24 protein-coding genes are annotated in these 22,192 nt (G+C 53.8%); 9 read left to right on the top strand and 15 right to left on the bottom strand.

What is annotated here, in order from left to right; all coding sequences use genetic code 11:
* Positions 1-121 precede the first annotated feature (121 nt).
* Positions 122-451 (bottom strand): protein YbgS, encoded by a 330-nt coding sequence (locus tag RAHAQ2_RS15255; protein ID WP_015698100.1) that lies wholly within the window; start codon positions 449-451, stop codon positions 122-124.
* Between the two features lie 201 nt (positions 452-652).
* Here RAHAQ2_RS15255 and aroG point away from each other — a divergent pair, with 201 nt between their 5' ends.
* Positions 653-1,705: a 3-deoxy-7-phosphoheptulonate synthase AroG gene (aroG, locus tag RAHAQ2_RS15250; protein ID WP_015698099.1), complete on the top strand. Its 1,053-nt coding sequence runs from the start codon at positions 653-655 to the stop codon at positions 1,703-1,705.
* A 66-nt stretch (positions 1,706-1,771) separates the two neighbouring features.
* On the opposite strand, the gene RAHAQ2_RS15245 is transcribed toward aroG, so the two are convergent.
* The 8 genes from RAHAQ2_RS15245 to RAHAQ2_RS15210 form a co-directional block, all read right to left on the bottom strand.
* Complete coding sequence (locus RAHAQ2_RS15245) at positions 1,772-2,245, bottom strand: GNAT family N-acetyltransferase (RefSeq protein ID WP_015698098.1); 474 nt, start codon at positions 2,243-2,245, stop codon at positions 1,772-1,774.
* A gap of 76 nt (positions 2,246-2,321) precedes the next feature.
* The gene (gene gpmA / locus RAHAQ2_RS15240; RefSeq protein WP_015698097.1) at positions 2,322-3,074 is read right to left on the bottom strand and encodes a 2,3-diphosphoglycerate-dependent phosphoglycerate mutase; all 753 of its coding nucleotides are present in this window, start codon (positions 3,072-3,074) and stop codon (positions 2,322-2,324) included.
* A gap of 207 nt (positions 3,075-3,281) precedes the next feature.
* Complete coding sequence (locus RAHAQ2_RS15235; protein ID WP_015698096.1) at positions 3,282-3,614, bottom strand: PsiF family protein; 333 nt, start codon at positions 3,612-3,614, stop codon at positions 3,282-3,284.
* A gap of 152 nt (positions 3,615-3,766) precedes the next feature.
* Positions 3,767-4,813: a galactose-1-epimerase gene (galM, locus tag RAHAQ2_RS15230; RefSeq protein WP_015698095.1), complete on the bottom strand. Its 1,047-nt coding sequence runs from the start codon at positions 4,811-4,813 to the stop codon at positions 3,767-3,769.
* The gene (gene galK, locus RAHAQ2_RS15225) at positions 4,807-5,955 is read right to left on the bottom strand and encodes a galactokinase (protein ID WP_015698094.1); all 1,149 of its coding nucleotides are present in this window, start codon (positions 5,953-5,955) and stop codon (positions 4,807-4,809) included. The genes galM and galK overlap by 7 nt, the downstream gene beginning before the upstream one ends.
* Positions 5,955-7,004, bottom strand: a complete 1,050-nt coding sequence (galT, locus tag RAHAQ2_RS15220) for a galactose-1-phosphate uridylyltransferase (RefSeq protein ID WP_015698093.1) — start codon at positions 7,002-7,004, stop codon at positions 5,955-5,957. Before galT ends, galK begins: the two co-directional genes overlap by 1 nt.
* Before the next feature lie 19 nt (positions 7,005-7,023).
* A complete protein-coding gene (gene galE / locus RAHAQ2_RS15215) occupies positions 7,024-8,040 on the bottom strand; it encodes a UDP-glucose 4-epimerase GalE (protein WP_015698092.1) in 1,017 nt (338 codons plus the stop codon).
* Between the two features lie 244 nt (positions 8,041-8,284).
* On the bottom strand, positions 8,285-9,190 hold the full coding sequence (locus RAHAQ2_RS15210) for a LysR substrate-binding domain-containing protein (RefSeq protein WP_015698091.1): 906 nt from the start codon (positions 9,188-9,190) through the stop codon (positions 8,285-8,287).
* A gap of 137 nt (positions 9,191-9,327) precedes the next feature.
* Between RAHAQ2_RS15210 and RAHAQ2_RS15205 the strand changes: the two genes are divergently transcribed.
* A complete protein-coding gene (locus tag RAHAQ2_RS15205; protein ID WP_015698090.1) occupies positions 9,328-10,158 on the top strand; it encodes an MFS transporter in 831 nt (276 codons plus the stop codon).
* Here RAHAQ2_RS15205 and modF read toward each other — a convergent pair.
* Both modF and modE read right to left on the bottom strand, forming a co-directional pair.
* Positions 10,112-11,581, bottom strand: coding sequence for a molybdate ABC transporter ATP-binding protein ModF (modF, locus tag RAHAQ2_RS15200; protein ID WP_015698089.1), 1,470 nt, complete (start codon positions 11,579-11,581; stop codon positions 10,112-10,114). The two genes, RAHAQ2_RS15205 and modF, sit on opposite strands and share 47 nt — an antisense overlap.
* Before the next feature lie 123 nt (positions 11,582-11,704).
* A complete protein-coding gene (gene modE, locus RAHAQ2_RS15195; RefSeq protein WP_015698088.1) occupies positions 11,705-12,487 on the bottom strand; it encodes a molybdenum-dependent transcriptional regulator in 783 nt (260 codons plus the stop codon).
* Positions 12,488-12,676: 189 nt separating this feature from the next.
* Here modE and RAHAQ2_RS25030 point away from each other — a divergent pair, with 189 nt between their 5' ends.
* The 4 genes from RAHAQ2_RS25030 to modC all read left to right on the top strand — a co-directional run bounded on the left by RAHAQ2_RS25030 (position 12,677) and on the right by modC (position 15,715).
* Complete coding sequence (locus RAHAQ2_RS25030) at positions 12,677-12,832, top strand: AcrZ family multidrug efflux pump-associated protein (protein ID WP_015698087.1); 156 nt, start codon at positions 12,677-12,679, stop codon at positions 12,830-12,832.
* A 179-nt stretch (positions 12,833-13,011) separates the two neighbouring features.
* Entirely contained in the window at positions 13,012-13,785 is a 774-nt protein-coding gene (gene modA, locus RAHAQ2_RS15185; RefSeq protein ID WP_015698086.1) for a molybdate ABC transporter substrate-binding protein, read from the top strand.
* A 177-nt stretch (positions 13,786-13,962) separates the two neighbouring features.
* Positions 13,963-14,652, top strand: a complete 690-nt coding sequence (gene modB / locus RAHAQ2_RS15180; protein WP_015698085.1) for a molybdate ABC transporter permease subunit — start codon at positions 13,963-13,965, stop codon at positions 14,650-14,652.
* Position 14,653: 1 nt separating this feature from the next.
* Positions 14,654-15,715: a molybdenum ABC transporter ATP-binding protein ModC gene (gene modC, locus RAHAQ2_RS15175; RefSeq protein ID WP_015698084.1), complete on the top strand. Its 1,062-nt coding sequence runs from the start codon at positions 14,654-14,656 to the stop codon at positions 15,713-15,715.
* Between the two features lie 12 nt (positions 15,716-15,727).
* On the opposite strand, the gene RAHAQ2_RS15170 is transcribed toward modC, so the two are convergent.
* Entirely contained in the window at positions 15,728-15,991 is a 264-nt protein-coding gene (locus RAHAQ2_RS15170) for a helix-turn-helix transcriptional regulator (RefSeq protein ID WP_015698083.1), read from the bottom strand.
* Positions 15,992-16,136: 145 nt separating this feature from the next.
* Here RAHAQ2_RS15170 and RAHAQ2_RS15165 point away from each other — a divergent pair, with 145 nt between their 5' ends.
* A complete protein-coding gene (locus tag RAHAQ2_RS15165; RefSeq protein WP_015698082.1) occupies positions 16,137-16,406 on the top strand; it encodes a helix-turn-helix domain-containing protein in 270 nt (89 codons plus the stop codon).
* Positions 16,407-16,462: 56 nt separating this feature from the next.
* Here RAHAQ2_RS15165 and RAHAQ2_RS15160 read toward each other — a convergent pair whose 3' ends face one another.
* Positions 16,463-17,284, bottom strand: coding sequence for a pyridoxal phosphatase (locus tag RAHAQ2_RS15160; protein ID WP_015698081.1), 822 nt, complete (start codon positions 17,282-17,284; stop codon positions 16,463-16,465).
* 170 nt (positions 17,285-17,454) lie between these two features.
* On the opposite strand from RAHAQ2_RS15160, the gene pgl reads away from it, so the two are divergent.
* Together pgl and RAHAQ2_RS15150 are read left to right on the top strand one after the other, a co-directional pair.
* A complete protein-coding gene (gene pgl / locus RAHAQ2_RS15155) occupies positions 17,455-18,453 on the top strand; it encodes a 6-phosphogluconolactonase (protein ID WP_015698080.1) in 999 nt (332 codons plus the stop codon).
* A 254-nt stretch (positions 18,454-18,707) separates the two neighbouring features.
* Positions 18,708-20,219 carry a methyl-accepting chemotaxis protein gene (locus tag RAHAQ2_RS15150; RefSeq protein WP_015698079.1) on the top strand — a complete coding sequence of 504 codons (1,512 nt, stop codon included), beginning with the start codon at positions 18,708-18,710 and terminating at the stop codon, positions 20,217-20,219.
* Between the two features lie 67 nt (positions 20,220-20,286).
* On the opposite strand, the gene RAHAQ2_RS15145 is transcribed toward RAHAQ2_RS15150, so the two are convergent.
* Positions 20,287-21,567, bottom strand: coding sequence for a putative acyl-CoA thioester hydrolase (locus tag RAHAQ2_RS15145; RefSeq protein ID WP_015698078.1), 1,281 nt, complete (start codon positions 21,565-21,567; stop codon positions 20,287-20,289).
* A 121-nt stretch (positions 21,568-21,688) separates the two neighbouring features.
* Positions 21,689-22,171 (bottom strand): kinase inhibitor, encoded by a 483-nt coding sequence (locus RAHAQ2_RS15140; protein WP_015698077.1) that lies wholly within the window; start codon positions 22,169-22,171, stop codon positions 21,689-21,691.
* Positions 22,172-22,192: the final 21 nt, after the last annotated feature.

Below are 22,192 nucleotides of genomic sequence, written 5' to 3'. Positions count from 1 at the left end.
TATTCACAAAAATGATGAACCGGGACGATTACAATAGCGTAATCGTAATGTGTTGCAAGAAGGGGACGTTAAGGAAAAAGGAGGAAGCAACGTTCCTCCTGTGTGAGCAACCGTGACGGGATCAGTTACCGGTTTCTTTCGACGGTGTTGTGCCCGGGGTCTGATTCGGGCAACGGCCATCTTTGCACATGGTTTTCTCATGCTGCTTATCTTTGCTCATGGGATGGGTTTGTGCATCCGTTTTGGTATTGACTTCATTCGCAGGCTGATTGGTATTGTTTATCTGATCGTTGTTCACGCTTTTAGGCGCAATCTCCTGAACTGAACCCGGCGAGCCGGATTGATTTGCCTGGCCGTTGTTGTCGCTGGCCGAAGATTCGCCGACAGCGTAAGCAGCACCGGTGGTCAGCGCCATGGTTGCGGTCAGTAACATGATTGCGAGCTTTTTCATAATGTCATCTCCATTTTTCGGGAAAGGTCCGTGGTCGTTTTTCATGTATCTGATAAAAGCCTAGCTAAATAAATTATGTCTTAAATCAAAATGAGACTAATCGTAAGTGTAAAAGCAGGTTTACACTGACATTTAATACGGCTAGATTGAACGCGGTCAGCGTTTCGCTTTGTCTCTTATGAACACCCGAATGGAACTGTTATGAATTATCAAAACGACGATTTACGCATTAAAGAAATCAAAGAACTTTTACCTCCGGTTGCCCTGCTCGAAAAATTTCCCGCCACTGACAAAGCGGCAAAAACAGTTTCTCAGGCTCGCAATGCTATTCATAAAATCCTGAAAGGAAACGATGACCGTTTGCTGGTCGTCATCGGCCCTTGCTCGATTAACGATCCGAAAGCCGCGAAAGAATACGCTTCCCGTCTGCTGAAAATGCGTGAAGAACTGCAAGGCGAGCTGGAAGTGGTGATGCGTGTTTATTTCGAAAAACCGCGGACCACGGTGGGCTGGAAAGGGCTGATTAACGACCCGCACATGAACAACAGCTACCAGATTAACGACGGTTTGCGCATTGCCCGCAAACTGCTACTGGATATTAATGACTCCGGTTTGCCGGCTGCAGGCGAATTCCTCGACATGATCACGCCACAATATCTGGCGGATTTAATGAGCTGGGGGGCCATTGGTGCACGTACCACGGAATCTCAGGTTCACCGCGAGTTGTCTTCCGGCTTATCCTGCCCGGTTGGTTTCAAAAACGGGACCGACGGCACCATCAAAGTGGCGATCGACGCCATCAACGCGGCTGGCGCGCCGCACTGTTTCCTGTCTGTCACCAAATGGGGTCATTCCGCTATCGTTAATACCAGCGGGAATAATGACTGCCATATCATTCTGCGCGGCGGCAAAAAACCAAACTACAGCGCCCAGGATGTGCAGGAAGTGAAAGAAGGCCTGAAAAAAGGCGGCCTGCCAGCCCGTATCATGATCGACTTCAGCCACGCTAACAGCAGCAAGCAATTCAAAAAACAAATGGAAGTGTGCGAAGACGTTTGTGGGCAGATTGCTGGCGGTGAACAGGCGGTGATGGGGGTGATGGTCGAAAGTCATCTGGTGGAAGGCAATCAAAGCCTCGACAGCGGTAAACCGCTGGTTTATGGCCAAAGCGTGACCGATGCCTGTATCTGCTGGGAAGATACTGAAGTGCTGCTGCGCAGCCTGGCTAACGCTGTCAAAGCGCGCCGCGGTTAATTTTACCTTCTGATCAAGTCTTTCTGAGCCCCGCCTTCGCGGGGCTTTTTCTTGCCTGAATATGCCTTACAATTCGCAGTGCATATTCATACAACGCAAATCAGCATTCGCCATCTCAGAGCGGTAAAGACTCTCTTTTACCAGACTGAAACCGTTCCTCTTATAAAACTCAAAGGCATTCGGCGTGGAGGCCAGCGTAAGCGCCGTGAATCCCCGTAATTTCGCTTCTGCTTTTAGGGCAGCAAGAATTTGGGTAGCGAGACCTTTTCCTTCGAATTCTGGCAACGTAAAAATTGCTTCCACACTGCCATTTTTGAGATCCAGAAATCCTGTTGCCACTGGCGTGTCCAGCCCCTGCACTTGTGCGACAAAAAAAGGATTCTCTGCTATGGCCTTGCGGTATCCGGCAGGCATCTGTTCGGGCGTCCATGCCATCACAATCTGCGCATCGTAAGTGTTTTTACACCCGTGGCGGATAGCCTGATTACGGATTTCCCAGAGTATTTCTGCTTCATCGGGTGAGGCGAGTCTGACGGGCATCAGTTTCTCCTTAGGTTCAGATACAAAAAAGGCACGCTTTCGCATGCCTGTGCCAATCTTCCTGCTTAATGCGAAATTACTTCGCTTTACCCTGGTTTGCCACGGCCGCTGCTTTCGCTGCGATTTCGTCGGCGTTACCCAGATAGTAACGTTTGATTGGTTTGTAGTTTTCGTCAAATTCGTAAACCAGCGGAACACCGGTAGGGATGTTCAGTTCCAGAATTTCATCTTCGCTCAGGTTGTCGAGATATTTAACCAGTGCGCGCAGGGAGTTACCGTGTGCCGCGATGATGACGCGCTCGCCGCTGGCGATGCGTGGTTTGATCACGTCAGTCCAGTAAGGAATAACACGTTCGATGGTCAGCGCCAGGCTTTCTGTGGTTGGCAGTTCTGCCTCGGTCAGTTTAGCGTAACGCGGGTCGTGGCCAGGGAAACGTTCGTCAGCGCGATCCAGCTCCGGAGGTGTTACAGCAAAACCACGACGCCATTGTTTAACTTGCTCGTCACCGTATTTCTGTGCAGTTTCTGCTTTATCCAGACCTTGCAACGCACCGTAGTGACGTTCGTTCAGTTTCCAGGATTTCTCAACCGGCAGCCATGGCTGATTCAGTTCGTCCAAAACGCTCCACAGGGTATGGATGGCACGTTTCAGCACAGAGGTGTATGCAAAATCGAATTGGAAGCCTTCGTCTTTCAACAGCTGACCCGCAGCTTTTGCTTCAGTGCGGCCCTTCTCGGACAGTTCAACATCATGCCAACCGGTAAAGCGGTTTTCTTTGTTCCACTCACTCTCACCGTGTCTTACCAGCACCAGCTTGGTTACAGCCATAGCTAAACTCCTCAGTTAACTCAATTTTCAATGATAACAGTTATCATTATAGGGTCTGGGCAACCCACACAGCAATCTGAAACTTCCTCAGGAAATCTATGCGGGAGTCCGTTTGTATTAAACATAACGAATTTGCTGCGGCGATGTAAAACAAAACGCGCACAAGGTCACCCTGGCAGCGCGTTTTGTACAAGCAGGTCAGCGTGATCAGCTGGCTTTTTTCAGGCAGGTACTCATGAAGGTTTTACGCGCATCGCCTTTCAGATTTTGCTTCGCGGCATCGGCATTACAGGTTTTCATCTTCATCTGCTGAGGATTCATCTTATCGTCAGTTTTGGCCTCTGCTTTCAGACAATTGCTCATGAATTTCTTACGCTCATCCCCTTTCAGGGACTGCGTGGTAGCCTGCTGATTACAATCGGTCATCTTTTGGCGTTGCTCAGTCTGAGCAGGAGAAGGGACTTTCACCGGGTCAGCCGCCAGAGCGGAACCCGCCGCGCACAGCGCTGCCAGCAGGGATAGCACAACAGGTAAACGCATATCAAAACTCCTTAATAAACGTCCTTTTATGCAGGACACTCTCTGAGTTTAGATGTTTCGCTGGGAAAGTGCGGAAGCAGATGCGCAGTCAGTCACAAATTCGAAGAAGTTCGGGAGAAAGGACAGTGCCGGGCGGCCCTGTCCTGAGCATATTACAACGCGAAGAACTGATACGTTGTCGAGGATTTGTAGGTCTGACCGGGTTTGATCCAGCAGCTCGGCTGCGGCCAGGTGACGTGGTTCGGGCTGTCCGGCAGGAATTCGCTTTCCAGCGCCACACCACTGTAGCTGGCGTATGCGCCGCCGCTGCGGTTCGGTGTTCCGCCCAGGAAATTACCGCTGTAGAGCTGCACGGCGGGCGCTGACGTAAACATCGTCATTTTGACTTTGCCGTCGGCAGACCACAAATGCGCCGCCGGATTGCTGCCGCTGTTGCAGGTGCGGTTGAGCAGATAGGCATGGTCATAGCCTTTCACGCGTTGCTGGTCGCGGTCAGCGAGGAAATCTTTCGCCAGCGTTTTGGCCGCGTTGAAATTCATACCGGTATTTTCAACCGGGGTCGGATCTGCACAAGGAATGCCATCGCTGTCGACCGGCAGGAAACGGTCCGCAAACAGTTGCAGCTTGTGCTGGCGCACATCGGTGCCTTCGCCGTCGAGATTGAAATAGGCATGATTGGTCAGATTGACCGGGCACAGCTTATCCACGGTGGCTTCGTAACGGATTTCCAGACGGTTATCATCAGTCAGATGGTAATGCACTTTCGCGGTCATATTGCCCGGATAACCCTGATCGCCGTCGGCAGAAAATAGCTGGAACGTCAGCTTCTGTGCGGTCTGCTCCAGAATCGTCCAGCGACGCGCATGGAAGCCTTCCGGCCCGCCATGAAGCTGATGCACGCCCTGATTGGCGACCACCAGATGCGGTTTGCCGTCGATGTTAAACTGCGCGCGGGCGATACGGTTGGCGTAACGTCCGACGGTGGCACCCAGATAGGCGCTCTGGTTCATGTATTCCAGCGGTGACTGGCAGCCGAGCAGCAGTTCACGCGTCGTGCCATCTGCCAGCGGCAGGGTGAAGGATAACCAGGTCGCGCCCCAGTCCATGAATGTGGCGGTGGCACCCGCCGCATTCTGTAGCGTCACCTGTTCAAACGGCTGGCCATCGGGCGCCAGCTGTGTGTTTTCAGGTTTTAACATATGCCTGCTCCTTGTGACGCGGTGCAAACGTAGAAGGTTTCTTTCAGGCCGCTGTGCGCCTGATATTGCTGTTCCACCGCATGACGGACTTTCTCCACCATGTCTTCCGGTACCAGCGCCACAATGCAGCCGCCGAAGCCGCCGCCGGTCATGCGCACACCGCCTTTATCGCCAATCACTTCTTTGACGATTTCCACCAGCTTATCGATTTGCGGCACGGTGATTTCAAAATCATCGCGCATTGAGGCGTGAGATTCCGCCATCAGTTCGCCCATGCGTTTCAGGTCGCCGCTGGCCAGGGCATCTGCCGCCGCCAGCGTACGGTCGTTTTCAGTGATCACGTGACGTGCACGGCGGGCAACCACCGGATCCAGTTCATCCTGAATGGAGAAGAACAGGGCAGGATCGACATCACGCAGCGCTTTCACGCCGAAGAAACGGGCCGCCACTTCGCACTGTTCGCGACGGGCGTTGTATTCGCTGTCCACCAGACCGCGTTTCACGTTGGAGTTAATGATCACCACCGCCGCGTTTTTCGGCATGGACACTGCGCGGGTGTCCAGCGAACGGCAGTCGATCAGCAGGGAGTGATTTTCTTTACCCAGCGCGGAAATCAACTGATCCATAATGCCGCAGTTACAGCCGACAAACTGGTTCTCTGCTTCCTGACCGTTCAGTGCCAGCGCGACGCCATCCAGCGGCAAATCGTATAGGGATTTCAATGCCTGACCGACGGCCACTTCCAGCGAGGCAGAAGAACTCAGGCCCGCGCCCTGCGGCACGTTGCCGCTGATCACCATGTCGGCGCCGGAGAAATCGTTGTTACGCAACATCAGGTGTTTCACCACGCCGCGCACGTAGTTGGCCCACGGGTGCGCGTCGCTGTGCAAAATAGGCTCGTCGAGCGAGAAGCTGTCTTCGTCGTTGTCGTAATCGGCGGCGATCACACGGATCGTGCGGTCATTGCGCTGCGCACAGGCGATCACCGTTTCATAATCGATGGCGCACGGCAACACGAAGCCGTCGTTGTAATCGGTATGTTCGCCGATCAGATTCACGCGGCCCGGCGCTTTGATGGTAATGGTCGCCGGGTAGCCGAATTTATCGGCAAAGATTTCCAGGGTTTTGGTCTTCAGTTTCATTATTTTTCTCCGGCCTCACGATAATGGACATCACTCACCGCCCGCAGACGTTCAGCGGCTTGTTCCGCTGTCAGATCGCGTTGGGTCTCAGCCAGCATTTCGTAGCCGACCATAAATTTGCGCACCGTGGCTGAACGCAGCAACGGCGGATAGAAATGTGCATGCAACTGCCAGTGTTCATTGTCGCCTTCGGTAAATGGCGCGCCGTGCCAGCCCATCGAATACGGGAAAGAGCACCGGAACAGATTGTCGTAGCGGCTGGTCAGCTTTTTCAGTGCCAGCGCCAGATCGCTGCGTTGTGCATCATTCAGCTCAGTGATGCGTTTGACGTGAACTTTTGGCAGCAATAAGGTTTCGAACGGCCATGCGGCCCAGTATGGCACCACCGCCAGCCAGTGTTCGGTTTCAACCACCGTACGGCTGCCGTCGGCCAGTTCGCGCTGCACGTAATCAACCAGCATCGGTGAGCCTTGCTGTTCAAGATAGGTGCGTTGCAGGCGATCTTCGCGTTCGGCTTCGTTCGGCAGGAAGCTGTTGGCCCAGATCTGACCGTGCGGATGCGGATTAGAGCATCCCATCGCCGCGCCTTTGTTCTCGAAAACCTGCACCCACGGATAGGTTTTTGCCAGATCCGCGCTTTGTTCCTGCCAGGTTCTGACGATCTCTGTCAGTGCTTCAACCGACAGTTGCGGCAGCGTTTTGCTGTGATCCGGCGAGAAACAGATCACCCGGCTGGTACCGCGTGCGCTTTGCACGCGCATCAGCGGATCGTCGCTTTCCGGCGCAAAAGGCGTATCCGGCATCAGCGCGGCATAATCATTGGTGAACACAAACGTACCGGTGTATTTCGGATTTACATCACCGGTCACGCGGGTGTTGCCCGGACACAGGAAACAGTCCGGGTCATGCGCAGGCAGCGTTTCCTGAGAAACGGCTTCCTGCTGACCCTGCCACGGGCGCTTGGCGCGGTGCGGGCTGACTAAAACCCACTGATCGGTCAGCGGGTTATAGCGGCGATGCGGGTGATCAATCGGGTTAAACGTGGTCATAAACTTTCCTTAGTGCGCCTTAATCCGGGTAGCCTTGCGGGTTTTTCGACTGCCATAGCCAGGTATCGTTGGCCATGTCTTCAAGTGTTCGGGTGACTTTCCAGTTCAGCTCTTTCGCCGCTTTGGTCGGATCCGCCCAGTACGCCGGTAAGTCGCCATCACGGCGCGGGGCAAACTTGTAATTCACCGGCTTGCCGCAGGCTTTGCTGAAGGCGTTAACCACATCCAGAACGCTGTGGCCGAAGCCCGCGCCCAGGTTATAAATATGTACGCCAGCTTTGTTGTGCAGCGTTTTCATTGCCGCCAGATGGCCGTCGGCAAGATCCACCACATGGATATAATCCCGCACGCCGGTACCGTCCGGTGTCGGATAATCGTTACCGAAAATGGCCACGGACTCACGACGACCTACCGCCACCTGTGCGATAAACGGCATCAGATTATTGGGTACGCCCTGCGGATCTTCACCCATCAGGCCAGACGGATGCGCGCCGACCGGGTTGAAGTAACGCAGCAGCGTAATGCTCCATTCAGGTTCTGCACGCTGCACATCTTGCAGAATTTGCTCGACCATCAGCTTGCTGCGCCCGTACGGGCTGGAAGGATTGCCGGTCGGGAAATCTTCCACATACGGCGTTTTTGGCTGATCGCCATACACGGTTGCCGAAGAGCTGAAAATCAGGTTTTTAACGCCAGCTTCGCGCATGGCTTCAACCAGCACCAGCGTGCCGGTGACGTTGTTGTCGTAATATGCCAGGGGTTTCGCCACCGATTCGCCAACGGCTTTCCAGCCGGCGAAATGAATGACGGAATGAATGGAGTGCTCAGTGAAAATTTTATCGAGAAGCGCGCGGTCACGAATATCACCTTCATAGAACAGCGGCGTTTTGCCGGTCAGGCTATGGATGCGTTCCAGCACGCTGACTTTGCTGTTGTGAAGGTTATCAAGAATGATTGGCGTAAAGCCTGCATCAATCAATTGCACGCAGGTATGACTGCCGATGTAACCGCTACCACCTGTGACTAATACGTACATAAATAGCTCCCCGATGATTATCTTGATGCAACGATATCACGCTGCAAGGCTGAAAAAGGTGATCCATCCCCAATAAAATGGAATCGCTTACACAAACAGTTTACCACCTTTCCACCTGACTCAACAGGTGCTGCGTGCCATACCGAAAGCCTGCTGTAGCCTGCGGTAAGTCAGAAAGGATGGGTTGTGTAATCGCTTACACTAAAATTTATGCTTTGTCCGAATCAGCTTTTTGGGCTCATTTTCAGACTCCAGCCGGGGGGAAGGCTGACATTTTATCCAGTAACCAGCGGCGGAGCGTCACGATGTCTTCACGCAGCGCTTTCTCTTTTGTCGTCACCAGATAATAGTTTGCACCGGGAAGATATTGAGGGAACGGGGTAATCAGAATGCCTTTTTCAATGAAGTCATGTGCCAGCAAACTGCTGACAATCGCCACGCCCTGGCCGGCAATCGCCGCCTGAATGGCATGGGTTTCATCTGTAAAGCGCAGGCCGCTGTCGGTATTTAATTGCGCGGGACCGACGTGTTTCTTCCAGTTTTCCCAGTCGGGAGAAGGGTAGGGAATATGACGGTTTTCCACATGAAACAAGGTCACCGCCTTAAGATCCTCCTTCGTTTTCAGCGCCAGTGCGGGACTGGCAACCAGCACAAAAGTGTCGTGATAAAGCCGCGTTGAATCGAGATTTTCATCGACGGATTCGCTGTAACGGATCGCCACATCCACGGTGTTACGGGTTAAATCCACCAGTTCAATGCCGGTGTGTAGCCGCAAATCCATTTCTGGCGCAGCGGCTTTCAAGTCCGCCAGCCGTGGCACCAGCCAGTGCGTCAGGAAATTGGACGTGGTGGTCAGTGTCAGTGCCGCAGGCAACGCGGCGTGATGGATTTCTTCGACGGCTGCCTGTAATCCGGCAAATGCCTGCCGGGTGGCGTGGCACAGAATTTTCCCCGCAGCGGTCAGCCTGACCTCACGGGCGCTGCGCTCAAACACCGCCGTGCCCAGTGACTCTTCAAGCACCCGGATCTGATGGCTGATGGCGGTAGCCGTTACGCCGATATCTTCTGCCGCACGTTTGAAACTCCTGTGCTGCGCCACGACATCAAACGCTTTGAGTGAGCCCAGCGGGGGTAAGCGGATTTTCTTCATGATGAGTTATTTTCATCCATGGCTGAAATCTATGACTTTGAATCACTTAAAATAGGCGGTGTAAGCTCTTTTATCAACACCATGAAGGTGAAACACATTCATCTTCTGAACCGCTAAATGCTGATAAAGGAACTGTTATGAACGCCAAAAAATCACCTGTGCGGTGGCTGCCCCCGGCGTCGGGAATCCTGTTTGTGCTGAACCTGACACTGACATTGCTGAGTGTCGCTTTTTACGGACTGGATACACTGTTGTCCCATTCGCTGGCGGGGGCTTCCACCCTCTTTTTTATACTGTTTGTCATCAGCGAGCGTTATCACCCTGAACCGCTGATGCCCCGTCATTTGCGGGCGTCGTTGCCGTTACAGATAAGCCTCTGGACGCGTATTTTTGTCACTGCAGTCACTTATGCCGCGTGGTTTTTGCTGGCGGTGGCGTTGAATCAGATTTACGGATCGGGCGTGCCGGGCATGATTCTCAGCTTTATTCCCTTATTGCTGATGCTGCTGGCGGGCAAATCTCTGGGCGAAAAGCTCGGGCGGCACATTACCCCTGCCCGCATCTTGTTGTGGGGTTTTATGATTGCAGCGGGCGGACTGGGGTTGATGGCGAGGATGCCATCGTTCTGGCTGTCGCTGCTGGCGGCTATGTTACTGACCGGCTTCGGGGCAGGTATGGCGCGTCAGGCCGCCGCGGCGGAAAGGGATCTGCTCACCGGTGATGAATACCATTATGCAATCCGGCCAGGAGGCTGGATTCAGGTGAGCAGCACCCTGTTGGTACTGGCACTGCTGACTCTGTTGCTGAGGAATAACCCCGGCCAGCAGGGCATTGAAAACGGATTTTCATTGCTGGCGGCACTGGCGCTGGCCGGTGTAGTGACAGCGCTGATGATTCCCGAGAAGGTCAGGCGAAATAACGTTACAGCACATCAGTCTGATAACGGTAGATTTCGCCGTCAGGAATAAAGCTCAGCCGGTGAGTAATACATTCCGGCGCATCTTCGGCATGATGCGAAACAAACAGCAACTGAGTATCGCCCTCGCCGATCAGGATATCGACAAAGCGGCGCACCAGCTGGCGGTTGATCGGATCCAAACCCTGCAAAGGTTCATCCAGAATTAACAGCGCCGGATGCTTGACCAGTGCGCGGGCGATCAGCGCCAGCCGCTGTTGTCCCCAGGATAAACTGTGGAACGGCGACTCTCCGGCATCGCCGTCCAGTCCGAGCAGCGCCAGCCATTGCGAGGTGAGCAATCTTTGCCGGTCGGATACCGCCTGATAAATGCCGATCGAATCGAAAAAGCCGGAAGTAATGACATTGCGCACGCTGGTGCTGACGCGGTAATCCAGATGCAGACTGCTGCTGACATAACCTATATGCCGTTTGATATCCCAGATGGTTTCACCGCTGCCGCGACGGCGACCGAAGAGCGTCAGGTCATTGCTGTAGCCTTGTGCATGATCGCCGGTGATAAGGCTCAGTAAGGTGGATTTCCCGGCGCCGTTCTGGCCGGTGATCTGCCAGTGCTGACCGTGATCGACCTGCCAGCTCAGATGGTGCAAAATCGGTTTGTCATTGTACTGCACCACGCCGTCACGCAGCACGATCAACGGGCTATCGGCAGGCGGGCTGACGCGGGCTGTCGGATCTTCTGCTTCCGGCACAGCCATGCCGTTCAGGCTTTCGCTGTGCGCCAGTTGGGCGACCAGCGCATCAGCCATTACCTGTTCGCGCGGACCTACCGAGGCCAGCGTGCAGTCAGCCAGTACGCCGACATTTTTCACAAACGCAGGAATGTCGTCAAAGCGGTTAAGCACCAGCACCATCGTCTGGCCTTCGCCGGACAAGGTTTCCAGCAACTGTGCCAGTTGCGCACGGGCACTGACGTCGAGGCCATCGAACGGCTCATCCAGCACCAGCAAATCGGGCTTTTGCATCAGCACCTGACACAGCAGGGTTTTACGTGTTTCACCGGTCGATAAATATTTGAAGCGGCGGTCGAGCAATTTCTCAATCCCAAATTGCGCGGCAAGGGCCGCACAGCGGGCAGGGTCCTGCACTTCATCCTGAATAATTTCAGCGGTAGTGCGGCCGGTATCATCTTCACCTTCGCCCAGTAAATCGGTGTTATTACGCTGCCATTCATCGGCGACCAGCTTCTGCAACTGTTCGAATGACAGGCGCACGATATGAGCAAAACTGTTTTCGCGGGTGCCTTTCAGCAGGGTCAAATCGCCTGCCAGCGCACGCGCCAGGGCGGATTTCCCGCTGCCATTCGAGCCGACAAACGCCCAGCTGTCGGCCTGCTGAATATTCAGATCAGAAAGTGTGAGGGTCCGGGTATCGCTGAGGCGGAAAACACCTTGCGAGATATGCAACGAAGACATTATTTATCTCTCATTTTGAAATGATTATAAAACAAGGGATAAGCGCTGCACCGTTGCAAGTCAATTGACAAATCTGCAAAATGAAAACGCTGATTTTGCAAGATACTGATTAAATTCTGCTTTTCAGCACAGGGTAGCGAGGATCACCTTGTCATCATCAAACTGTGCATAAACGCTCTGGCCGGTTTTCAAAGCCAGTTGATCGGCTTCGGCATTTGACACTGTCGCGCATAATATTTCACTGCCCGGCAGTTTCATCAGCACTTCGCTGTTGTTTTCACCGCGCTGAATGCGGGTGACTTCACCCTGCAATGCGTTGTGCGGGTTTTCGGCGCGAAAGCCCAGCGTGATCCACGGTGCTTTGATCAGCACCAGCACTTCTTTGCCGGGCGTTAACGCCAGACGGTCGGCGCTTTGTTCAGTGATCGCGGCGCGGATTTTGGTTTTGCCGTCAGCCAGCAGGACATCAATGTGCTGCTGAACGGTGCTGTTATCGCGGTCAATCACGTTGCCGAAGAACTGGTTGCGCGCACTGGTTTGCAGGGAGAAGCGTGAAATGGCCGCCAGCAAACTGTCGAGAGGGAGCGAATCTTCTTTCAGCACGTCGAAGGCTTTTTGCTGGATTTGCGCCAGTAATTCATAAAGCTGGATCAGGCGCTCGCCATAAGGTGTCAATACCGCGCCGCCACCGCCTTTCCCGCCGGTACTGCGATCGACCAGCGTCTGATCGGCAAGCTGATTCATTTCATTGATGGCATCCCAGGCGCTTTTGTAACTGATGTTCGCGAGCTTAGCCCCCTGACTGATTGAACCGGTCTGGCGCACCTGTCGCAGTAATTCAATACGACGCGGATCGGCAAACAAACGTTGCTGAAGTTTAAGGGTTAAGAGAATTTCGGCTTGCATCGCAGCTTCCTTGTTAGAATCATGGCGTATTGTCGCCGCTAAACCTGCAGGCAGGCAAGTTGGCTAAATGCTAAAGTAATTACCGTCCCGTGCTGTTATTATCCGCAACAGTTTGATTTTTCGTTTTTGACTTCATGTACGAAGTCCAACATCGCCTCAGGGCGATTCAGCCAGTTAAGTGAGGCTATCATGTTAGAACTATTAGAAAGTTTGATTTTCGCTGCCATCATGGTGCCGGTGTTTATCGCTGTGATCCTGGGCCTGATCTGGGGACTGGGCGAAGTATTCAACCTCATCTCCCACGTGGGTCACTCTAAAGAATCCCGTGAGAAACCTCATTACTGATTAATGAGCCTGTTTGTTTCCGGAACCCGGCCCTTGCGCCGGGTTTTCTTTTTCCCGTTCAGATCAAAAAAACGTAGCTTATCCGCCCCTGACTCATAAAAATGAATGACATCATTTTCTGTCGCGTTATATTAAAGATTACATAACGAAATATCCCTTTATAAACGCGAAGGAAAACGATGACACATCAATGGGGCAAAATATTCACCGCAGCCGTTCTGGTTGCAGGGACTGGCGTTCAGGCGCAGGCAGCAGAGAAAATCACGGTGTTTGCTGCCGCATCACTGACCAACGCATTGCAGGATATTGCCACGCAGTATCAGAAAGAAAAAGGCGTGCAGGTTGTCTCCTCATTCGCCTCATCTTCGACACTGGCCCGCCAGATTGAGCAGGGTGCGCCGGCAGATTTGTTCATTTCTGCCGATCAGCAGTGGATGGATTATGCCATCAGCAAGCAGCAAATGGTTGATAACACCCGGTACACGTTGCTGGACAACGACCTGGTGCTGATTTCTGCGGCCAGCAGCAAAATCAACAAAGTCGACATCTCTGAGAAAACCCAATGGACCACACTGATAGGCGACAGCCGTCTGGCGGTGGGTGACCCTGATCATGTCCCGGCCGGGATTTATGCCAAAGAAGCGCTGCAAAAACTGGGGGCCTGGACCACACTGGAACCTAAACTGGCGCGCGCCAGCGACGTCCGTGCAGCCATGGCGCTGGTCGAACGTGAAGAGGCACCGGTGGGCATTGTTTATGGCTCTGATGCCCTCGCCAGCAAAAAAGTGAAAGTGGTCGGTATTTTCCCGGCCGCCAGCCATAAGCCGGTTGAGTATCCGATGGCGATGGTGAAGGGGCACGAAAATGCGACTGTCCGTGGTTTTTATGATTATCTGAAAACGCCGGCAGCGGCTGAAATATTCAAAAAATACGGTTTCACGCCTCGCGGCTAAATTCATCGCGGTTGCTGAAAACAGATAAAGCCTTCCCGCACTGTGCAGGCTTTATCTGTCCATCCTGGTTTCTTTCCCTGCGTGTGATTCTCTATACTTTGACGGGAATTAAAGCCTTCGAAATTTTTGCCGATATTTTACCTCTGCGACACCTAAATTCAGGATTAAGAAACCAACATGATGTTGAGTGAATATGAGTGGCAGGCGGTACTTCTCAGTCTGAAAGTATCGAGCCTGGCCGTAGTTTGCAGTCTGCCGCTTGGTATTCTGATGGCGTGGGTCCTTGCCCGCGGCCGCTTCCCCGGCAAGTCCCTGCTCGACAGTATTATTCATTTGCCGCTGGTATTACCGCCGGTGGTGATTGGCTATTTGCTGCTGGTGGTGATGGGACGACGCGGCTTTATCGGCCAGCGTCTGTACGAATGGTTGGGTTTCAGCTTCAGTTTTAGCTGGCACGGTGCGGTGCTGGCTTCGGCAGTAGTGGCATTTCCGCTGATGGTGCGGGCGATCCGCCAGTCGCTGGAGGCTGTTGACCCCAAACTTGAACTCGCCGCCCGCACACTGGGTGCATCGCCGTGGCGGGTCTTTTTCACCATCACACTGCCGCTGTCCGTGCCGGGCGTCATTGCCGGCGTGGTGCTGGCGTTTGCGCGTTCGCTGGGTGAATTTGGCGCAACCATCACCTTCGTTTCGAATATTCCGGGCGAAACCCGCACCATTCCGCTGGCGATGTATACCCTGATTGAAACGCCGGGCGCGGAAGGGGCTGCCGCGCGACTCTGCGTGCTGGCGATCCTCCTGTCTCTGGCGGCATTGCTGATTTCTGACTGGCTGGCAAAACGCAGTCGTATCCGGCTGGGAGGCTGACATGCTTGAACTCGATTTCAGCCAGACGCTGGGCAGCCTGGAATTACAGGTGACGCAGACGTTACCGGCGCAGGGGATAACGGCCATTTTCGGGTTGTCAGGCGCGGGAAAAACCTCGCTGATTAATGCCATCGGCGGACTGACCCAACCTGATAGTGGCCGCATTACTTTAAACGGCCGCATTTTATCGGATAAGCAAAACAACATTTTCCTGCCGCCTGAAAAGCGTCGCGTTGGTTATGTTTTTCAGGATGCGCGCCTGTTCCCGCATTACCGCGTGAAAGGCAATCTGCAGTACGGCATGGCACCGGCGATGCGCAGTCAGTTCGATAACATCGTGCGTTTGCTTGGTATCGCCCCTTTGCTGGATCGCTTCCCGCTCACGTTGTCCGGCGGCGAGAAACAGCGCGTGGCCATTGGCCGGGCGTTGCTGACGGCACCGGAAATTTTGCTGATGGATGAGCCGCTTGCCGCGCTGGATATCCCGCGTAAACGCGAACTGATGCCTTACCTGGAGCGTCTGGCGCAGGAAATCAGCATTCCGATTTTGTACGTGACGCACAGTCTGGATGAGATTTTACGTCTGGCGGAAAAAGTGCTGGTACTGGACGGCGGCAAAGTGCTGACGATGGGGAGGCTGGAAGACGTGTGGGCGAGCAATGTGATGCGTCCGTGGCTGCCGAAAGAAGAGCAAAGCAGTGTACTGAATGTCAGTGTACTGGAACATCATCCGCGCTATGAAATGACCGCGCTGGCCATTGGCGATCAGCGTTTATGGATCAGTAAAGTGGAAGAAGAACCCGGTACGGCGCTGCGCATTCGCGTGAATTCCACGGACGTTTCTCTGGTACTGCAACCGACGGCTAACAACAGCAGTATCCGCAATATTCTGCCAGCGAAAGTGCTGGAATGTCTGGATCTGGGGAATCAGGTGGAGGTCAAACTGGCAATGGCGGATCACATCATCTGGGCACGGATCACGCCGTGGGCGCGCGACGAACTGATGATCCGTGCAGGCCAGTGGCTGTATGCGCAGATCAAAAGTGTGTCGGTGAGTCGTTAATTGTGTGGTGTCTTACTTTTTTGACGGGTTAAAAGCGGCGTAAAGCACCAGAACCTCTTCGGCAAACGCGTCATCAATGATATAAAAATAGCATTCCGGCACGTTAAGCACGCGGGCGAAATGGCACATGGTGTCGAAGTTCGGGCTGTACGTGCCGTTTTCATATTGCGACACCCGTGAACGGGCAGTGCTCTCATCTATTCCGGCTAAAACACCCAGTTTTTCCTGCGTAAGTCTGGCTTTTGCCCGCGCGGATTTCAGTCGATGTGGGATCATTATCAATAACCATAGAAACTTTATTGACGTTATGTTTAGCATCACTTAACATTATTGTTGTTTAGAGTTACTGGACATCGTTATGTGTCAGTGTAATTCACGATTCAGATAGCTGTACTAACAACATATGGAAGAGGGATGAAAAATGGAAAATGACTGGCATCCGGCGGATATCATTGCCGCATTACGTAAGAAAAAATCCTCACTGGCGGCGGTCTCACGTCAGGCCGGTTTAGGCTCATCCACACTGGCCAATGCGCTGGCGCGTCCGTGGCCGAAAGGGGAACTGATCATTGCTCAGGCCCTGGGTATCCATCCGTCGGTGATTTGGCCCAGCCGGTACTTCGACGAAAATAAGCAATTAATCACCCGCAACGTCCGGCCGGTCCGAAATAAATCGTTGAAAACTGACTGATTGTTCTGCGAAGAAAACACCTTCCTCTGTGGCAGAGGAAGGTGTACCGGTAAAAGTTAGTTCAGCACTTTACTGCGGATAACCTCAGCGATACCCGGTGTTTCGTGGTCGCCAATCACCAGTGCGGCACGTTCTTTGATAGCATCTGCTGCATTGCCCATCGCCACGCCCAGACCGACATTTTCCAGCATGCTCAGGTCGTTGTAGTTATCACCGAACGCCACCACATCCTGCATGCTCATGCCCTGAGATTCGACCCATTCCTGCAAGCGGTGGCCTTTGCTGTTGCCTCCTTTCGCCACGTCCACCTGATCATGCCATGACCATTCACAGGCCAGGCCCAGCTCGTTTTCAACCTGCGCGGCAAACGTATGCAGCGTATCGAGATCCTGATGCGATGTGGCGAATTTCCAGATTGACTGCGCGTCGTCAGCGGCTTCGCGCAGGCTGTTAACCTGAATAATGTTCGGGCGCTGATGTTCCGGCAGCGTTTGCCCCCAGGCAATAGAGCGGCTGACGTGGCCGCTCGGTTGCTGATACAACATGGCGTCATCGACATACAACAGACCGTGGATGCCGTGATACTCCAGCAAGTCGACCACTTTTTTCGCTTTAACGGCATCCAGCGGATCGGAGGTTAAAACCTTACGTGCCTGATAATCATACAAATACGTGCCATTACAGCAGATAGCAGGTGTATCGAGCTGCAATGCCTGATAAAACGGATGGATAGCCACATGATGGCGTCCGGTCACGACGACCACTTTGACCCCTTGTGCACGGGCATCGGCCAGGGCGGCAAGGGATTCCGGGAGGATACGTTTTTGGCGGTCCAGCAGCGTCCCGTCGAGATCGAGCGCAATAATGCGATAAGTCATGAGCAGTCCATTATAAGTGAGGGTGAATTGGGGAAATTATCGGCATATTACCTTTTTTAGCCTGCTAATTAAACCGCGCGCCCGGGATCAAAGGTGTCGCCGTATCGTGCTAACCTGAGCTACGCTTTTACAAAACATAACTGTCCATTGAGATTTAATAAGGAGATGTGATGAAGCAAGTCGTCTATGTTGCCAGCCCTGAGAGCCAGCAAATCCACGCTTTTCGTCTGGCAGACAATGGTGAACTGAGTCTGCTGCAAACGGTGGAAGTGCCGGGGCAGGTTCAGCCGATGGTGATTCATCCTGATGGCCATCGTCTGTATGTCGGCGTGCGTCCTGAGTTTGGCGTGCTGACTTACCGTATTGACCAGGAAGGTAAACTGGAAGAAGCCGCGATGGCACCCTTGCCGGGCAGTCCGACGCATCTGGGTATCGACCTTCAGGGTCGTTTTGTCTTCTCCGCGTCCTACAGTTTTAACAATGTCAGCATTCATCCGCTGGATGAGAAAGGCCTCGCGCTGGCACCTGTACAGGTGCTGGAAAACATCCAGGCGCCGCACTCAGCCAATATCGACCCGACCAATCAGGTGCTGATGATCCCGGCACTGAAAGAAGACCGCATCCGCCAGTTCGACTTCAGTGTGAACGGCGAAGCGACGCCGCATGACGCGCCGGAGCTGAAAACCGCAGCGGGTGCGGGCCCGCGTCATATGGCATTCCACCCGAATCATCATTTTGCCTACTGTGTAAATGAGCTGAACAGCAGTGTGGACGTGTATCAGAAAGACGTCACCAGCGGCGAATACCGTCAGGTGCAGACGCTGGGGATTATGCCCGCTGATTTCACCGGCACCTGCTGGGCGGCGGATTTACACATCACGCCGGACGGCAAATTCCTGTATGCCTCTGATCGGACTGCCAGCCTGATTTCTGTGCTGACCGTCTCAGAAGATGGCAGCGTGCTTGAGCTGGTCGGCCATCACGCCACCCAGACCCAGCCTCGCGGTTTCAATATCGACAACTCCGGCCAGTATGTGATCACTGCGGGACAGAAATCGGATGCGATTGAAGTAGCGAAAATTGATCCACAAAACGGTCAGCTGACCACGCTGAAAACTTATGCTGTGGGCAAGGGTCCGATGTGGGTAAGCATTCTGGAAATTAATTAATCACCTCGGCTTACTGGTGAGATTTTCTAATGCATTATTTTTAACTGATCAATAATACCGCTGTGAAATAATGATCAAGCCCCTGTAATAAGGGGCTTTTTTATTGCCTGTGCCAGACGTGCTATTCATAAGAAATATTTTAATGTTTCTATAAATGTTGAACATCGCTGGTCGATAACTCTCCCGTTATTCACTCATTCTTCGGTGGCATTGCCACTTCAGAGTCAGTCCTTTTGGTTATCAGGGAGAAGAAAATGAATGTACTTTCAGGGATCGCTGGCCGGGTTCGCCATGCCACAATCGCTAACAAGCTCGGTGCAGGTTTTGCACTGGTATTGCTTCTGGGATCTTTTATCGCTGTGTCCGGCATCCACCATCTGACCAGCATCAACCAACGCGCTGAAAAAGCGACCTTGCTCAAGACCGTTAACGACCTGCTGAGCGATGCCAAATTTACCCGGCTTTCCTATATGGCCAGCAAAGATCCCAAATTTGTTGAAGAAAACCGCCAGGCTCTGGATAAACTGGAAGCCCGTCAGGCCGATGTTGAGGCCTATTCCTGGGATCCGCAGGACCAGCGTCTGGTGGATACTATGCCGGGTAATATCCGCCGCTACCGTGAAAGCTGGCAGCACACGCTGAATCCTCCGGCAGGCAGCGACCCAAAACAAATCACCGCACAACTGGCTGAAGCCGGGCTGGCGCTGACCTCCGCGTCTGACACGCTGCTTGATCATGAGATGAACAATCTTCATCAGGAAGTGACGCGCACCATTTCTGAAATGCTGGTGATCATTGTGGCGACCGTGGTGGCCGGTGTGCTGATTTCGTGGCGCATAACCCGTCAGCTGACGCTTCCGCTGCGCCGCACACTGCAAACCGCAGAACGTATTGCTGCCGGTGACCTTTCCACGCATGCCGCCAGCCACAGCTTTGACGAAGTGGGGCAACTGAGCCGCGCAATAGAAGCCATGAACCAGAATCTGCACGGTATCATCGGTGACATCCGCGAAGGCGTCACGCAGGTCACCCGTGCCTCGGGTGAAATTGCCGCAGGCAACATCGACCTGTCAGCCCGCACCGAAGAGCAGGCGGCAGCGCTGGGGCAAACAGCGGCCAGCATGGAACAACTGACCTCAACGGTGAAACAGAACGCCGACAATGCCGCGCAGGCCAGTCAGCTGGCCTCCGATGCTGCCAGCACGGCGGCGCGGGGCGGTAAACTGGTGGCGGATGTTGTGGGCGTGATGAAAGAGATCACGGTCAGTTCGAAGCAGATTTCTGAAATTACCACTGTCATCAATAGCATCGCTTTCCAGACTAATATCCTGGCACTCAATGCAGCGGTTGAAGCGGCGCGGGCAGGGGAGCAGGGGCGTGGTTTTGCGGTGGTCGCCAGTGAAGTGCGCAGTCTGGCGCAGCGCAGCGGACAGGCGGCGAAAGAGATTGAAGGGCTGATCGGCAAATCGGTGATTAACGTCAATAACGGTTCACAGCTGGTGGCGAAAGCCGGTGACACCATGGAAGAAATCGTCGGCTCGGTCCGTCATGTGACGCAAATCATTCATGAGATTGCCTCGGCGTCGGATGAACAAAGTCGCGGCATCAGCCAGATTGCGCTGGCGGTGGCAGAGATGGATACCGTGACCCAGCAAAACTCGGCGCTGGTTCAGCAGTCTGCCAGCGCGGCGGCGTCGCTCGATGAGCAGGCGGTGAATCTGGAACGTACCGTGTCGGTGTTCCGCCTCGGTAACGAAGCGCGATAATATTTCCTTGTGATGAAAAAAAACCGCCGGAGGCAACCCCGGCGGTTTTTTCATGGCATCAGACTAATTACTTCGCAGGCTGCGTCAGCACGTTGTTGTACTGCCACAGGCGGTTGAAGTTGGTGTCATTCACGTTGCGCTGTTGTTTTTCATCTTTCGGCACATTGCCGACAAACGGCTGGCCGGAGAAGACGGATGCGCCCCACGGGTTCATCTGGTCATAACTGTTGTCGAAGCTGCTGTCGCGGATCACCAGCTGGCTGCTGGCACCATTTGCATCCCACGCACGGCCCATTTTCGCTTTCGCAGCCTGCTCAAAGCCACGGTCACCGGTCAGGTTGCTGTCGATGACCAGGAAGCCATACGGCGCAGTGGCCGGGGTGTCCGGTGCGAAGATGGATGCCTGTTTCACGCCACGGCTGCTGACAGTGTGGAACTCAACATGGTCAAAGACAGCATTTGCCCGGCCAAACACGTAATCCACATCACCGACGATCAGGCTGTTATGCACGTAAGCACGGCTGTAACGGCTGTTGTCAGTCTGGTTGTGGATGTTGGCGGTGTTCACCATAAAGGTATTCTGGCGGCCAATCAGGCGCACGTTGTCCAGAATCACATTGTCACCGTCGGTACGCAGCGCAACGGCGGAATGATCGCCAGCATCAACAGTATCGAGCAGGGAATTACCGATGGTCAGGTTCTGAATCTGCACACCGTTGCTTTGTGACCAGACGGTGGCGGTACAGCCGGTGCCGATGGTTTCAGTCGTCAGCGTAGCGCAGTTCTGGAACATATAGAACGCGCGATCGCCTGGCAGGAACTGGCCGTTAGGGCTGACGGTTGAACGGTATGTTGCCGGAGCGGCGGATGCTTCGAGACCTTGTGCGAGGGTTACATCAGCAGAGCTGTTGCCCGCACCGAATAAAGTCACTGGCGGTGCGCCAGCCGGGATGTAAACCGCGCCGTTGTAAGTGCCTGGCAGGATTTTAATAAAGATACGTTCGCCGTGGTTACGCACAGCCAGTGCCGCGTTTACCGCCATCTGAACGCTGGAGTATTCTGCGCCGTCGGTGCCTAACTGCGGGCCGACCACGAAACTGGTTTTCACACCGTCAGTGCTTGCCAGTTTAGGGAACCAGCCCTGCTGCTGAACCTGCAAAGAAGGGCCGCCAAAGGCCAGATAATTTTTTGTGGTAAAATTGGCCGCTTCGTCCGCTGATAACACGGGCAGTGACGCGGTGCCCGGAGCAACCTGGCTGGATAAGCCTTGATGGCTGCTGCTACATGCCGCCAGGATCAGGCTGGCAGACAACACAGCGCACGCGCGCGACAGGGTGGAAATTTTCACTGTGACTGACTCCTTGATGAAAAAGGTTATTCTTTTTTCAATGTTGCGGCAAAGGCCGCAATAAAAAAACGGTGGCCAGTAAAAACTGACCACCTTTTCTGCGTCTTTTATACCACAGGAATCAGCTGTATATCACTGTCAGTGATGCTTTGCCGAGAGTATGGAAATGCACATTGAAGCCGAGATACGCGCCGCTGGCATTCTCATCGACTTCCAGCGTTTCTGTATCGATGGCGTAGACGGTGAAGTGATAGTGATGGTGTTCGCCTTGCGGAGGCGCCGCGCCGCCATAACCGGCCTTGCCAAAGTCAGTGCGGGTTTGTACCGCACCTGCGGGTAAACCGCCTTTGCCGGAGCCGGCACCTTGTGGCAATTCGGTGACGTCAGCCGGAATATTCGCGACGCCCCAGTGCCACCAGCCGGAACCGGTCGGGGCATCCGGATCATAGCAGGTGATGACAAAACTTTTGGTGCCTTCGGGCGCCCCGGACCAGGCCAGATGCGGCGACAGGTTATCGCCGTTGTAGCCCATGCCGTTAAAAACCTGCGTTTCCGGCATTTTGTCGCCATCGCGCAGATCATTACTGGTCAGTGTAAAAGCCATAAAACCCTCTTCAGATAATGA

It is taken from the genome of Rahnella aquatilis CIP 78.65 = ATCC 33071, assembly GCF_000241955.1.
GTDB lineage: Bacteria > Pseudomonadota > Gammaproteobacteria > Enterobacterales > Enterobacteriaceae > Rahnella > Rahnella aquatilis.
Note: the sequence above shows the minus strand (reverse complement) of the source record. Positions and strands in the feature narration are given on the sequence as shown.